The organism is Nocardiopsis sp. CA-288880, assembly GCF_050955985.1.
In the GTDB taxonomy this organism is placed as follows: domain Bacteria; phylum Actinomycetota; class Actinomycetes; order Streptosporangiales; family Streptosporangiaceae; genus Nocardiopsis; species Nocardiopsis tropica.
In genome coordinates this window covers 4,280,102-4,294,105 of sequence record NZ_CP192105.1, presented here as the reverse complement: position 1 = coordinate 4,294,105, position 14,004 = coordinate 4,280,102, and the positions used below count along the sequence as shown (strand labels likewise).

At 71.6% G+C, this 14,004-nt stretch carries 13 protein-coding genes and 1 pseudogene; 6 read left to right on the top strand and 8 right to left on the bottom strand.

Annotated features, from left to right (window positions below):
* Position 1: 1 nt before the first annotated feature.
* From ACQPYD_RS19025 to ACQPYD_RS19015, 3 genes are read right to left on the bottom strand one after another with little or no spacing between them, the layout of a single operon-like run.
* The gene (locus ACQPYD_RS19025) at positions 2-1,090 is read right to left on the bottom strand and encodes a methyltransferase (protein ID WP_433696934.1); all 1,089 of its coding nucleotides are present in this window, start codon (positions 1,088-1,090) and stop codon (positions 2-4) included.
* Positions 1,087-1,812: a DUF6875 domain-containing protein gene (locus ACQPYD_RS19020; RefSeq protein WP_433696933.1), complete on the bottom strand. Its 726-nt coding sequence runs from the start codon at positions 1,810-1,812 to the stop codon at positions 1,087-1,089. Before ACQPYD_RS19020 ends, ACQPYD_RS19025 begins: the two co-directional genes overlap by 4 nt.
* A 57-nt stretch (positions 1,813-1,869) precedes the next feature.
* Positions 1,870-3,162 (bottom strand): pyridoxal phosphate-dependent aminotransferase, encoded by a 1,293-nt coding sequence (locus ACQPYD_RS19015; protein ID WP_433696932.1) that lies wholly within the window; start codon positions 3,160-3,162, stop codon positions 1,870-1,872.
* Between the two features lie 237 nt (positions 3,163-3,399).
* Here ACQPYD_RS19015 and ACQPYD_RS19010 point away from each other — a divergent pair, with 237 nt between their 5' ends.
* The 3 genes from ACQPYD_RS19010 (at position 3,400) to ACQPYD_RS19000 (ending at position 7,113) form a co-directional block, all read left to right on the top strand.
* Positions 3,400-4,614, top strand: coding sequence for a cytochrome P450 (locus ACQPYD_RS19010; RefSeq protein ID WP_433696931.1), 1,215 nt, complete (start codon positions 3,400-3,402; stop codon positions 4,612-4,614).
* Between the two features lie 32 nt (positions 4,615-4,646).
* A complete protein-coding gene (locus ACQPYD_RS19005; RefSeq protein ID WP_433696930.1) occupies positions 4,647-5,864 on the top strand; it encodes a cytochrome P450 in 1,218 nt (405 codons plus the stop codon).
* 121 nt (positions 5,865-5,985) lie between these two features.
* Positions 5,986-7,113 carry a pyridoxal-phosphate dependent enzyme gene (locus ACQPYD_RS19000; protein WP_433696929.1) on the top strand — a complete coding sequence of 376 codons (1,128 nt, stop codon included), beginning with the start codon at positions 5,986-5,988 and terminating at the stop codon, positions 7,111-7,113.
* A 37-nt stretch (positions 7,114-7,150) separates the two neighbouring features.
* Here ACQPYD_RS19000 and ACQPYD_RS18995 read toward each other — a convergent pair.
* The 4 genes and pseudogenes from ACQPYD_RS18995 to ACQPYD_RS18980 all read right to left on the bottom strand — a co-directional run.
* Positions 7,151-7,363: pseudogene (locus tag ACQPYD_RS18995) on the bottom strand (gamma-glutamyltransferase); the annotation flags it as partial.
* Between the two features lie 208 nt (positions 7,364-7,571).
* On the bottom strand, positions 7,572-7,727 hold the full coding sequence (locus tag ACQPYD_RS18990; protein ID WP_433696928.1) for a hypothetical protein: 156 nt from the start codon (positions 7,725-7,727) through the stop codon (positions 7,572-7,574).
* Between the two features lie 145 nt (positions 7,728-7,872).
* Positions 7,873-8,175, bottom strand: coding sequence for a hypothetical protein (locus ACQPYD_RS18985; protein ID WP_433696927.1), 303 nt, complete (start codon positions 8,173-8,175; stop codon positions 7,873-7,875).
* A 956-nt stretch (positions 8,176-9,131) separates the two neighbouring features.
* Positions 9,132-9,494, bottom strand: a complete 363-nt coding sequence (locus tag ACQPYD_RS18980) for a hypothetical protein (protein ID WP_433696926.1) — start codon at positions 9,492-9,494, stop codon at positions 9,132-9,134.
* Positions 9,495-10,081: 587 nt separating this feature from the next.
* Here ACQPYD_RS18980 and ACQPYD_RS18975 point away from each other — a divergent pair.
* Entirely contained in the window at positions 10,082-10,924 is an 843-nt protein-coding gene (locus ACQPYD_RS18975; protein ID WP_433696925.1) for a S1 family peptidase, read from the top strand.
* Positions 10,925-11,194: 270 nt separating this feature from the next.
* Positions 11,195-12,319: a sensor histidine kinase gene (locus ACQPYD_RS18970; RefSeq protein ID WP_433696924.1), complete on the top strand. Its 1,125-nt coding sequence runs from the start codon at positions 11,195-11,197 to the stop codon at positions 12,317-12,319.
* Positions 12,320-12,406: 87 nt separating this feature from the next.
* Here the strand turns inward: ACQPYD_RS18970 and ACQPYD_RS18965 are convergent, their stop codons facing one another.
* Complete coding sequence (locus tag ACQPYD_RS18965) at positions 12,407-12,742, bottom strand: hypothetical protein (RefSeq protein ID WP_433696923.1); 336 nt, start codon at positions 12,740-12,742, stop codon at positions 12,407-12,409.
* 443 nt (positions 12,743-13,185) lie between these two features.
* On the opposite strand from ACQPYD_RS18965, the gene ACQPYD_RS18960 reads away from it, so the two are divergent.
* Positions 13,186-13,908, top strand: coding sequence for a FadR/GntR family transcriptional regulator (locus ACQPYD_RS18960; RefSeq protein WP_433696922.1), 723 nt, complete (start codon positions 13,186-13,188; stop codon positions 13,906-13,908).
* The last annotated feature ends 96 nt before the right edge of the window (positions 13,909-14,004 follow it).

Genomic DNA, 14,004 nt, shown 5'->3' with positions numbered 1-14,004 from the left:
TTCAGGAACGCCGATCCGCGGGACGGCACAGCAGGAGGGCCTTGCCGCCGCCGAGGGGGCGGACCGCCTCCAGGGTGAGTCCGGCGGCCGTGATCAGGGAGTGGAATCCTTCGGTGTCGCGCTCGCCTCCGGAGAAGAGCGACATCATGTACAGGTCCATGAGCGCCGGCAGCGTCCGGTCCTCACCGGGCTCGCGGCCGTAGAGCAGCTCGACGACCGCCAGGCGGGAGCGCGGCCCCATGGCCCGGCGGCAGTTGCGCAGCAGGCGCAGGCACGAGGCGTCGTCCCAGTCGTGCAGGATCTCGCGCAGCAGGTAGACGTCGCCCTCCGGGAGGGGGGAGAAGAAGTCGCCCGGGACGGTGACGCAGCGGTCGGCCAGCCCCCGCTCGCGCATGCGTCGTTCGGCCGCCGCCGCGGCGGCGGGCAGGTCCACCAGGACACCGGACAGGCCGGGCCGGGCGTCGGCCAGGTGCGCCAGGAGGGCACCGTCCCCGCCCCCGACGTCGACGACGGTGCCGTCGAGGATGTCGCCGAGGGCCGCGCGGATCGCCTCGCACTCGCGGTCGACGTCGCGTTCCTGGGAGGTGTCGAAGGCGGCCCGCAGCTCCGGTCGGGCGTCCAGGTGGTCGAAGAAACCCTCGCCGTGGACGTGGGGGAACGCGGGCTCACCGGTGCGGACGGTGTGGCCGATACCGTTCCACGCCGCGCCCACGGCGCGTCCCGCCAACAGCGCGGTGGAGTGCAGCGAGGCGGGGGAGCGGGAGTCCAGCGTCGCTCCGAGCGGTGTGACCGCGAAAATGCCGTCGGGCGACTCCGCGAGCACACCGAAGGCGGCCAGCGACCGCAGCAGCCGCCGCAGCGAGGGCTCGTGCGCCCCGCACGCCCGGGCCAGCTCCCCGGCGGTCCGGGGACGGTCGCCCAGCAGATCCACGACTCCCAGCTCGCAGCAGGTGTACAGGGCGCTGCTGAGGAGCTGGCCGTACAGCATCGACCGCATGGTGTCGGTCTCGGAGCCGGGACACTCCACCGCAGCTCCGTGCGCCGCCGACCCGCCGGAGGAGGCGGGGCCGGTGTTCGTCGAGGGGTTCACCGGCGCTCCCCTCCCCGGCCCCGCGGCGTCCCGACCGGCGACGGTGCGAACCTGCGGGAGGCCTCGGCGGCGAGGCCGCGCATGAAGGGGTCCCTGAACGCGCCCGCGGCCTCCTCGGGGAAGTTCTCCCGGTACCGCTCGAACCATCGGCGCTCCCCGTTGAGGAAGAGGACGTCGTGCGGGGCCATGAAGCGGATCGCGAAGAGGGGGTAGGGGGAGCGGGCCACGGGGAACAGGGGGTTGCGCGCCGCCCGCTCGTCGCACGCCGGATGGAACTGCCCGAGCATGAGGCCCAGTTCCACGGCGACGTCCTTCAGCTCCGGGTGCACCTTGTCGATCACCGACCAGTGCGCCGGGCCGATCAGGGGGAAGGCCACCACCTCGCACTCCAGGCGGGTCCCCTTCAGGGGTTCGCCCTCCTTGCGGTGACGGGCAGTGAACGAGCGCATGGCCTCGTACACGACCGTCCGGACCAGGTCGGGCGAGCTGCCGTCCACGTCGTAGCGCAGGACGGAGTCCAGGGCGCCGGCCCTGAGGGCGGGGGTCGTGAAGGGGCACACGGCACCGGAGCGTCCGATGCGGGGCGAGGGCCGGCCGACGGCCTCGCGAAGCCAGTCCTCCAGTGCGGCCAGGTCACGGGCCGCTCGTTCCTCATGGCCGCTCGTCGGGTGGACGCTCACCGCGCCGCGATGCTCCGGTCGGCCTCCGGCCGTCGGTTCCATCGAGATCTCTCCTCGGTGCTCCGGTGCCCGGTCCGCGGGCACGGAAGGGCTTGTCGATCAGGTCGTCAGCTTCGTGAACACGTCTTCCACGCGGGCCAGGGCGGAGGACACGTGGGGGATCAGGAGGGGCTCGTCGGAGTCGAAGGCGTGGCGCCGCCGCTGTTCGGTCGTGCCGCACAGCAGGCTGGTCGAGGCACGGAAGCGCAGCAGGCGGGGGTCGTCCCCGAAGTGGTGTCCGCCGAGCACGGCGGTCTCGTGGTGTTCCAGCAGGTGGGCCTCCAGCGAGGGGGAGTCGACCACCCCGTGCAGGGCCAGCTCGTCGCGGTAGGCCTCGAAGTCGGGGTAGACGTAGAAGGCGCCGTCGGGACGCGGTGCGTCGGCCCCCGTCCGGCGGACGATCCGGTACACGGCCTCGGTGACCGTCCGGTGCAGGCGTGCCGCCCTGGCACGGTAGGAGACGATCTCGGGCGGCTCCGACAGCGCGTACTCGGCGGCCTCCAGCTGGGGGCCGGCGGTGGTCGACCACACCTCGCTGGCAACGGCCTCCACCCGGTGGAACAGGTCCGAGCCCAGGGGGCCGTCCGGGAAGCGGGCCAGGCCGATGCGCCATCCGCCCAGTCCCAGGCTCTTGCTCGGTCCGGTGGTGACCAGGACCCGCTCCGGGCAGAACTCGGCGGGGCTCGCCTGCGCGGCGGGGTCCACCGCCATGACGTCGCGGTAGATCTCGTCCGAGACCACGAGGAGGTCCTCCTCCTCGGCGATCCGGCACACCCGTTCGGTCTCCTCGCGGCCCGCGACGACACCGGTCGGGTTGTCGGGGAGGGTGAGCACGAGCACGCGGGGGTCGGCCCCCGCGGAGCGCGCGTCTCGCAGGCGCCGGGACAGCTCCGCCGGGTCGGGAAGGCCGCCGAGGCCGGGGGGGACGTCCGCCCAGACCACGCGCTTGCCGGACAGGACGGCCTGGGAGCGGTAGGTCAGCCAGGACGGCCGGGGGAGCACCACGTCGCCCGGCACCACTTGGAGGAGCGCCCACAACAGCGCCTTGCTGCCGGGCCCGAAGAGTATCTGCCCGGACTCGGAGGGCACTCCGCGACGCCGGAAGTAGGCCGCGGCCGCGTCCCGGGCCCGGGCGTCGCCCGCCACCGGTCCGTAGGAGGTGCGGGAGGCTCCCTGTGCCAGCCGGTCGGCCAGGTGCTGGTGGAAGGGCAGGCGGGCCTCGCCGAACCCCAGGTGCAGGATGTCGGAGCCCTCGCGTGCCATGCGCGCCACACGGGCGTCCAGGGCCAGATTGGCGGCCACGTGTGTCGGGGCACGGCCCTCCGACTGGGCCTTTCCCGGTTGTCGGGACACCAGCGGCTCACCTCCGGAACATTGCGGGGCGCCTGACGGCGCTGGAGCGGGATCCAGTGGTCAGGCTAGGGAGAGAAAAGGCATATGTCGGTAATGAGGCAGCAAGCTGCAACTCCAAGGCCAATTGCGGACAAGTCACCCATTGACGGTTGCAGCTTCCTGACAAAGGGCCGGTTGCGCCGGAGGAGACCTCTAACCTCTGTCCGGACGCGGTTCCCCTAGGCGAGGAGCACTCCCATGTCCGACACCTTCGAAGCGAAGCGCCCACCGACGGGGGTGGGTGACGGCGTCGACCTGATCGCGTGGTGCAGGCGCATGCGCGAGCACCACCCCGTGTGGCTGGACGACGAGACGCAGGGCGCGCACGTCTTCCGCTTCGACGACATCCAGACCGTGCTCTCCACACCCGAGGTGTTCGGGTCGGACTTCGGCGAACTCACCCCCGACTTCGGAGAGGACGTCCCCAACTTCATGGAGGGCGTGCTGACGATGACGGACCCTCCCATGCACGGCAAGCTGCGGAAGCTGGTCAGCCAGGGCTTCACGCCCAGGTCCATCGCCCGTCTCGAGCCCCGCGTGGCAGAACTCGCCGACGAGCTGTTCGAGTCGGTGGCCGGACAGGACCGGTTCGACTTCGTCTCCTCGATCACCTATCCGCTGCCGGTCATCGTCATCGCCGAGATGCTGGGCATCCCGGCCTCGGACCGCGACCTGTTCCGCCAGTGGGGCGAGGCCCTGCTCGCCAGCAACTACGAGCTGCCGGTCGGCGCGATCCCCGAGGGCGACATCTCCAGCGACATCGTCGACCAGATGAAGGAGATGCGGGACTACCTGCTCTCCCACGTGGAGGACCGCAGGAACAACGACCGGGGCGATCTGATCAGCCGGCTGGTGGCGGTCGAGGTCGAAGGCGAGCGGCTGAAGGACACCGAGGTCGTCGGCTTCCTCAACTTCCTGCTCCTGGCAGGACATCTGACCACGACCCTGCTGATGGGCAACGCGCTGCTGTCCTTCGCCGACGCCCCCGACGCCCTGGCGCGGGTGCGGGGCGATCGCTCCCTGGTCCCCGCAGCGGTGGAGGAGACCCTGCGCCACCGGCCGCCCGTCATCTTCCAGTACCGGCTGGCCAAGCAGGACACCGAGATCGGCGGCGTACACGTCCCGGCCGGGCGGCCCGTGGTGACGTGGCTCCTGGCGGGCAACCGCGATCCGGAGAAGTTCGCCTCCCCGGACCGCTTCGACCTCGACCGCGCGACCACCGGCCACCTGACCTTCGGCCACGGCATCCACTTCTGCCTGGGAACGCCCCTGGCACGGATGGAGTCGCGCCTGGTGATGGAACGCCTGCTCGACCGCTACTCCGACTGGTCGTTGGGCGACCCCGTCTACTACGAGCGCAGCCCCGACATCTTCGGCGTCAAGTCACTGCCCCTCGACGTCACACCGGCCTGACGTCCCGCCCGGATCCGCAGAAGGAGACGACGATGACAGCACAGTCCGACGAACCGGTGGCCGGCGGCCCTCCCCACGAGGTCGGTGACGGACACGAACTCCTGGCCTGGCTCAGACGCCGACGTGAGCACACGCCCGTCTGGGCGGACGAGGAGACGGGATCCTTCCACGTCTTCCGCCACGCCGACGCCGTGCGAGTCCTCTCCGAACCAGACCTGTTCTCCTCGGACTTCAGCGCCCTCGCCCCGCCGCCGGACCCAGGCTCCCCCGACTTCAGCTCCGGTGCGCTCTCCGTCACCGATCCGCCCTTCCACGGGCGCCTGCGCGGTCTCATCAGCCAGGCGTTCACCCCCCGCACGGTCGCCGGCCTGGAAGGGCGGATCGGCGAGGTCACCGACCAGCTCCTGGACTCCCTGGACGGCCGCACCGAGATCGACCTGGTCTCCGACATCGCCTATCCCCTGCCGGTCACGGTCATCGCCGAGCTCCTGGGCATCCCCAGCCAGGACCAGGACCTGTTCCGCAGCTGGGCCGAACTGCTGCTCCCCGACGTCCAGGAGGTCAGGGTCGGCCGACTCGGCGACGGCCCGCAGCCCGCCGAACGGGCCAGGCGGCTGAACATGATGCGCGACTACCTCCTCTCCCACGTCCGCGACCGGAGGGGGAAGGACCGGGGCGACCTCATCAGCCGCCTCGTCGCCGCCGAACAGGACGGCGAGCGGCTGACCGACGACCAGGCCGTCAACTTCTCGGCGTTCCTCCTGCTGGCCGGCCACCTGACCACCACCCTGCTCCTGGGCAACGCCCTGCTCTGCCTCCAGGAGGAGCCCGGGGCCATGGCGCGGCTGCGCGAGGACCGGTCCCTGGTCCCCGCGGCGGTCGAGGAGACCCTGCGCCACCGGCCCCCCGTGGTCTTCCAGTACCGGTTGGCCAAACGGGACACCGAGATCGGCGGGGTGCCCGTCCCCGCCGGGCGCATCGTCGTCAGCTGGGTCCTCTCGGCCAACCGCGACGCCGAGCGCTTCCCCGACCCGGACCGCTTCCTCCTGGACCGCGGTTCCGTTCCCCACCTGACCTTCTCCCACGGCATCCATTACTGCCTGGGGGCCCCGCTGGCCCGGATGGAGGCGGTAACGCTGTTCAACCGCCTCCTGGACCGCTACGGCACCATCGAGTGCGGGGAGCCGGTCTTCCAGAGGCGCCCCGATGTCTTCGGGGTCAGGTCGCTCCCCCTGCACGTCAAGGAATAACGGCCCGGAGGGAAAAGGCGGCACGCGGGGGCGGAAGCACGGCCCCCGCCCCGGGGCACGCGTCCTCCGCGGAGGACGCGTGCCCGCCGCTCCTCCACCAAGGAAACGGAGAGACGAGGCAGTGACCGACCACGACGGGCTGGAAGCCGGTGACAGGCGGTCCCGGAGCGACCGCGAGTGGGCGCGACAAGCGCTGGAGAGGCTGTCCGGGGAGGCACGGCGCACCGCGCAGGTCTCCCGCACCATGTACCGGTGCCCCATCCCGGAGAGCTGGGGCGTCGACCTGTACCTGAAGGACGAGTCCGGATATCCCACCGGAAGCCTCAAGCATCCGATGATGCGCGCGCTGCTCGGTTACCTGGTCCTCAACGGGGAGCTGGGCCCCCACAGCACCGTCGTCCAGGCGACCAGCGGCAACGCGGCCGTCGCGGGAGCCCATTTCGCCGCACTCCTGGACCTGCCCTTCGTCGCCGTCCTGCCCCGCAAGACGAGCGAGGACAAGCTGGCGCGGATCAGGGACCAGGGCGGGAGCTTCCACTTCGTCGACCGCCCCCCGCGAATCTACGAGGAGGCACGGGACCTGGCCGCCGAACGCGGGGGCGCCTACATCGACCACTTCGCGCTCGCCGAACAAGCCATGGACTGGCGCACACAGAGCGGTCCGCCGGGGGTGCTCTTCGACGTGCTCCGGGGACGGCCCCGCCCGGTCCCCGACTGGGTGGTGGTCGGCGCCGGCACCGGGACCACCGCGACGACCCTCGGCCGCCACATCCGCGCGCACGGCCTGCAGACACGGCTGGCCGTGGTGGACCCCGAGCACTCGGCCTACTTCCCCGGGTGGGTGACCGACACGCGCGACTACACCACGGGCATGCCCTCCAGGATCGAGGGCATCGGTCGGCCCAGGATGGAGCCGGGCTTCTTCCCCGGGCTCGTCGACCTGGTCATCCGCGTGCCCGACGCCGCCAGCGTCGCCACGATGAGGATCCTCGCCGGATCCATCGGGATCCCCGTCGGCCCGTCGAGCGGCACCGCTCTGTGGGGGGCGTTGAGCCTGGTCGAGCGTATGCGCAGGGAGGGCCGGACCGGCAGCGTGGTCGCGCTCGTCGCCGACCAGGGCGAGCACTACCAGGACACCTACTACTCGGACGCGTGGGTGCGGGGGAAGGGGTTGGACCCCGCCCCGCACACCCGGGCCGTGGGGGACTTCCTGAGGACCGGGAACTGGGCCCCTCCCGCGTCGGACTGACCGCGGTGAACCCGCGTTCGGCGAACGCCTCCGCCTTGCCCGGCGCCCGCCCCGACCCGGTGAGGGCCAGGGGCCGGGGCTCCCCGCTCATGTGCAGCAGCGCGGCGGCGCCCCCTCCCGGGCCCGAGGCCATCGGCAGCGCCGCGGTCAGGACCGCCGAGGCGGTGACGGCCGAGTCGAAGACGGTGCCCCCCTCGCGGAGGACGGAAAGCGCGGCCAGGGTCGCCGGGGCGCTCCCCGTCGACACCATCGCCCGGGACGCCCATTGCTGCCGGTCGCGCAGCACACTACGCATCGCCGTTCCCCCGAACCCGCCGCAGCACCGCCACGACGCTGGTGTGGCACACGGTCATCGGCCTCTCCGCGCCGCCGAGGGCCTCGGTGACTGCGCGGACGGCCTCGTCCGGCGCGACCTCGTCGGCCTTCCACGGACCTCCGCTGGAGACCCACCATTCGGCTTAGGTCCCCGCCGCAACCTCGGCCGAACGCTCCACGACGAACGCGTCCTCCGTCTCCAGGCCCGTGCGCCCGGCCAGGGCGGAGACCTCGTCCGCGGTCAGCCGCCTGGCGCCGAAGGGATCGGGGTCCTCCGCGTCCAGGAGGTCGGTGACCACGCCGCGTTGATGGCGAACGAGGGGGTCTACGCCGAACTGTACGGACTCCACATCGACGCCTACAGCTGACCCCGATCACGTGGGAGACCACGAACGCGAGGGTCCTGACGGCATGTCCACGAGGGAGCCGGACCAGGCGCGGCTCCTACTTCTCCGGCTCGGCCTTCGACCCGTGCCGGGTGCTGCGCCACACCCCCAGCAGCAGGGCCGCCCCGACCACGACCAACGCGATCGCCCACGACCCCACCGGGGCCAGGGCCGTCCCGCACACGGTGGTCCCCATCCCCATGCTGGGAGCGTCTCCGTAACCGATCCACCCGAAGGAGGCGTTCACGCTGACCAGGGGCCACCAGCCCGCGCCGCACGGTCCGCCGGGAACCAGCCCGAGAGCCCCGCCTCCGGCGATCAATGCGAAGGCCGCCGTGCGGATGATCTGAACAGGGGACACGGAACTCTCCTCGACGCGGGGGGTTTTCACGTTGGACATTCTGGGGCACACCCCGGTTGCGCTCCTCGGCGGGGATGCCTTTTCTTCACCACGCGCAATGCACGTGTCGTCGGCCTCGCCGCGGTCCCGTTCCGCCGCACCGCTGACATCTCTACTACGGCAGGGGAGAGTCCGCCAGAGGAGAAGGGCACGAGAATGGATCTGACATCGGCCTGACGGTTTCTCCGGTGGCAGGGGGTGCGGGAATCCTCGCACGCGCCCCGAGTGGTGTCCGGACTGGTCAGGGCTTTTCCTGTCTTCGGAAGGTCCGTCGGGTGGTTTCGTGTGGACGGCGACGGGTCGGCCGATTGCTTTCCCGAGCTCTCCGGAGCCTCCGCGCAGTGGTGGAGCATCCGAGGACCGGCCCTGCGGGGAAACCCCGCGGGTATTCCCGAAGTGGCGCGGAAAGGCTGTATCAGCGAAGGAATCGCCTTCAGGTCGACCCCGGGTCGGTCAGATGCCGCAGCGAGGACATGGGCACACCTCCGAGGGTGCACGAAAAGCTTTTCACCCCTCCATCGTTCTGTGCGGACAGCTGCCGGTGGAGCGCTTCGGAGCACCTGAGGCGGGCCACGGCAAGCCGTGTTCCACTCCACCCCGTGAAAAGGGGTCCGTCGTACAAGAACGCGGGCCTGAGCCGCCCATGTCGCCCAGGGCCGGGTCCCGTACGTGTGCCACGGCCAGGACGAGCGGATCCCGGTCACCTCGCCCGGGGGCGATCCGTCCTGGCATTCGGTGGCCGCCCGGTCGCGGCGACATGTGGTGACGAGCACGGACATGCCAGTGGGCGCGACCACGGAGACGTCGGCGGCTCAGCCCAGGCCGTCCCGACACGGCCGGAACCAGCGCGTTCGGAACACAAGCCGGCCCCCGCGACGGTCGGCGAATTCCGGCGGTCGTCGCGGGGGCCGGTCCGGTCACGGCCCGAAGACCTCCAGGAGCCAGCCCACCGGGGCGTCCTCGACGGAGTCGGCGGCCGACTTCTTGACCCGGCCCAGGCTGATCTTCTGCGCGCCGGGACGCAGCTTCTGGGCGACGCGGCCCCCGCCGAGGGGGACGTCGACGTTCGTGACGCTCCAGCTGGTGCCGTCGTGGACGGCCAGCCGGACCTTGACGTCGGCGAAGTCCGAGGCGAAGGAGATCCAGACGTCGCCCCACGCCCCCGCCTGGTTGGCGCCGGGGGTGGCCAGCGCGATGACGTTCCGGTAGTGGATGAGGGAGCCGTTCTCGTTGAACGCGAAGCCGTGGGGGATGCCGCCGAGCTGGAAGTTGTTGCTCACCATCGCTCCTTCGGTCCGGCCTCCGGCGCCGCTCAATGAGCGGCACCTACCGGGGGCCGGTGAAACCCTGTGACCCAGGGTCATCGCCCATCGTGGCCTCGCGGGCGTGCCCGGCGGAAGCTTTCGTCGCGAAGCTGTCCTGACCTGGCCAATTGTTCAGAAATCTCCTCAGGGTACGCCGTTGGCGTGTAACGCAGCGTACAAAACAGGGCAGACATCCACAGAACGGCCGGGGTGCACCACGTGAAGGTGAGCCGGGCGCCGGCGGCCACGCGCATGCGGGACCGGCCGTGCAGATGCTTCGCCTGCAGCGTCCCGGACTGCGAGGGCGAAGCCGTCCTGACCGCGCGCAGTGCCGGGCGCCGCCGTCGGAGGTGTCCGGCACATGGTCGTGATCTACGTCGTACAGGTGTGCACTCCGGAGTCACCGCACCACGCAACTTTCGTCGCCCGCCGACCCCCGTGGACACCGCCCTACGTCGGGGTGGAACTAGTCCTCGCGGCCGATGTCCCTGTGCACAGGGCTTTCTAGTGTGGGCGGTGCCGGTGAACAGCACGGGCACACACTCCACGACGAAGGGCCGGGCATGGTCGACCGCCACAGTGACAGGATCGGACGAGGCCGCAGGGCGGCGCTCGCGGGAGCGGCGGGGGCCGGGGCGCTCCTGGGCGCGACCGCGCTCGCCTCCCCGGCCGGCGCGATCATCGGTGGGGTCGACGCGACCGAGGAGTACGGGTTCATGGCGGTCCTGTACGACGACAACGGCGCGCACTACTGCGGTGGTTCTCTGGTTGACGAGCAGTGGATCCTCACGGCGGCGCACTGCACCGGTCCCGAACAGATCACCGTCCGGGTGGGCAGCACCGACCAGACGCGGGGCGGCAGCGAGCGCGAGGTGGCCGAGGTCGTCGAACACCTCGAGTTCGAGATGATCGATGTCAGCGGCGACCCCGCCTACGAGCTCTCGGAGTACCTGCTCTACAACGACCTGGCACTGCTCAGGCTCGACTCCCCGGTCGAGCAGACCCCCATCGGCATCGCCGACGAGTCGGCCGCCCCCGGTGACGCAGTACGCATCCTGGGCTGGGGGATGCTCGACGAGTTCGGGGAGGCGGGCAAACCGGACATCCTCCAAGAGCTCGACACCGAGGTCGTCGACCACGGCCGGTGCGCCGCGATGGACCCCGACAGGGACCTGTGCTCACAGCACCCCACCGAGGAGGCCCAGGCCTGCACCACCGACTCCGGCGGCCCCATGGTCCGTGGGAGCGAGGGGGACTGGGAGCTGGTCGGGCTGGTCAGCCGCGACGGCGACTTCGACGCCGACCCGCTCTGCGTCGGCCCCTCGGTCTTCACCGACACCGCGGCGCACGCGGACTGGGTCGCCGCCACCGTCGAGGGCGGCCCCTCCGGCGCGCAGCGGCGCTGACCCCGGGGAGCGGGGCGGGGCGCGGGGCTGTGGATCGACCCCGGCCCCTGGCCCGGCGCGGTGTGGGGGAGCCGGGGCCCCGGCCGCAGTCGGCGCAGGGCCGGGCTCCGGGATCGCCGTCGCGAGGACGGCCCGGACCGGGAGGGGAAGGCCGGCCGGCGCCCTGCGGTCCTGCTCAGGGCGAAGGTATGACGCGGTGTCACTGGTGGTGCCGCGGAGCCGGAAGGATACTGGGACGGATTCCGCCGTCCCATCCCCGGAAGGGCTCACATGAGGTCCGAGCGCACCGAGGTGGCGCAGGGTCAGCTGCGCATGCTCAATCTCAACATCGTGTTCGCGTCGCTCTGCGCCATCGGGGCGCTCCTGATCTCGATCAACGCCGAGAACCCGGTACACGCCGTCGTCCTGGGCGTGGGGGTGGCGGCTGCCGTGCTGGCGTCCCGGGAGTGGAGCGGGGGCCGTGCCTCCCGTGTCCCGCTCCTCTGCCTGGTCGCGGCCGCGGCTGTGTGGCTCGTCGGTGTGCTGGTCCTGGACGACGCGTCCGCGTCCCTCGGCATCTCCGTCGTGGGGACCGTGGTCCTCTTCCAGCTGCCGCGCCCGCGCCGGGTCGCGGCGGCAGTGGCGCTGGGCGCCTTCGTCGTCGCGGTGGTCGTGGCGCGGATGGTGATGTCACCCGGTGACGCCCTCGACGTTCTTCTCGACTACGCCCTCCACTCCACCAGCGTCGCCGTGGTGGGGGTCACCCTCGTGTTCCTCAACCACCTGGTCTCAGGTCTGATCGCGGAGCTGGAGGAGTCGCGGGAGCGCGAGGCCGAGCTGGCCGTGGCCCGGGAGCGGATGCGCTTCGCCAGCGACCTGCACGACATCCAGGGCCACACGCTGCACGTGGTCAAGCTCAAGACCGCGCTGGCCCGCAGGCTGGTGCGCACCGACACCGGCCGCGCGGAGGAGGAGCTCGGCGAGATCCACGCCCTGGTCGGCGACACCATCGCCCAGACCAAGGCGCTGGCCCACGCACAGCGCAGGCTCAACCTGTCGGCGGAGCTGGAGAACGCCAAGAACCTCTTCGAGGCCGCCGGCATCCGCGTGGAGGTGCGCCGCGAGGGCGGGGACCGGGCCCGCGCGGGCGAGATGCTCGGCCAGGTCCTGCGGGAGACCACCACCAACATCCTGCGGCACGCCCAGGCCGAACGGGTGTGGATCACCCTCTCCGGGACCGGTATCTCCATCGTCAACGACGGCGCGCAGGAGGGCCCGGCCGCCGGGCTCGGCGGGCTCGCCACCCTGCGCGAGCGCGTGGCCGGCGAGGGCGGCGAGCTCACGGTGGAGCGCAAGGACGGGCGCTTCCTGACCGCCGCCAGCTTCCCGCACACGGGTTCGGGCGCCACCCGGTGAGAGACGAGGGGACGCCGTGAGCTCCCGGGCCCACGCGCCGCGATCGGATCCGAGGAGCGCACCATCCATCGGCCGGTCGCGGCCACCTCATGACGGGGTCGCATCGGGCGGCTGGTTGCCGCTCTCCTCCGGCTTGCCCTGCGGCCCGTAAGGGGTGTTGATCCACGCCCCCAGCAGCAGGGTCGCCCCGACCACGATCAACGCGATCGCCCACGACCCCACCGGGGCCATGGTCGTCCCGCACAGGCCGGCCCCTATCGCGGGGCGGGACACTTCCTCGTAGGCGAACCATCCGAAGGAGGCGTTCATGTCGACCAGCGGCCACCAGCCAGCTCCGCACGAGCCCCCGGGAACCAGCCCGAGAGACACGCCCCCGGCGATCAGCGCGAAGGCCGCCGTGCGGATGATCTGAACAGGGGACACGGAACTCTCCTCGACGCAGGGGGTTTCCACGTTGGACGCCCCTGTGCCCCCTCCGGTTGCCGCCGTCCCCGGCAAGGGTTGGCCAGTTGCAACGTGCAGACCGCAGGCCGGTCCCGGAGACCAGGTAGTCCGGGAGGCCGGGGCAGCTCCGGAGGAGGCGGGACGCATCAGTCGGCGCCCGAGGACGGTGTCGTCCGCGAGGGCGAACCGCGCGATGTTGCGGGCCGGTCGGGGGCTGCGCGGAAGCGACCGCCGCGCAGGGATGAGGTTCCCGGTGCGAAGCGGGTCTGTTCCCACCTGCGCGGACGCCGGTTCGGAGCGACGATTCCCGCTCCCGAAGCGGCGCGGCAACACGGACGAAATATTGGCCTGACCAATCCCTTGACCTCCTCGATCGCCTCCTTGTAGCCTCAGTCACATTGGTCAGGCCAATGGAAGGTGTCATGGACAGCAACTTCGACGCGCTCGTCGACGCCCTCGCCCAGGAGGCGCGGGTCCTGGGTCCGGACTCACGGATCATGACCGAGCGCGCGCTCGCCGAGCGCCTCGGGAACAGCCGCGCCACCGTGCGGGAGAACCTGGGGAGCCTGGAGGTGCTCGGCATGGTCCGGCGCACCCAGGGGGCGGGGACCTACGTCACCAAGCCCGACGCGTCGTTCGTGCGGCTGCTCTTCGACCTGATGTCGAAGTTCGGCCACGTCGACCACGCCAGCGTCGAAAGGGCCCGGGAGATGATGGAGATCTCCGTGGTCCAGGAGGCGGCGGACCGGGCCGACCACCACGACGTCGCCGCCCTGCGCGGACACATCGACGACATGGTCCGCGCGACCGCCGCGGGTGACGCCCAGGCCGGGCACGAGGCCGACTACGCCTTCCACAAACGGCTGTTCACCATCGCGGACAACCCGGTCATCGAACTCTTCGTGGACGGCATCAGCCTCGCCCTCCAGGACGTCCTGGCCAAGAAGCGGGCCCGGGCGCTGAGCGTCGAGGCCGCGGAGCTGCCGGTGGGCTCCGACGAGCCCCGCCGGACCGACACCGTCCACACGCCCATCGTCGACGCGATCGAGGCGCACGACCGCAGCGCCGCCGCGGCCGCCATGGTCGAGCACTTCAGCCTGTGGCGCCGGATCACCGAGAGCTCCGACATGACGGACGAGCACTAGACCCACCGCAACCCCACCCGCCGGGACCCCGCGTACCCGGACCCCGATCCGTGCCCCGCCGGGGGCGGTCCCGAGCTCCGGGACCGCGCGATCCCA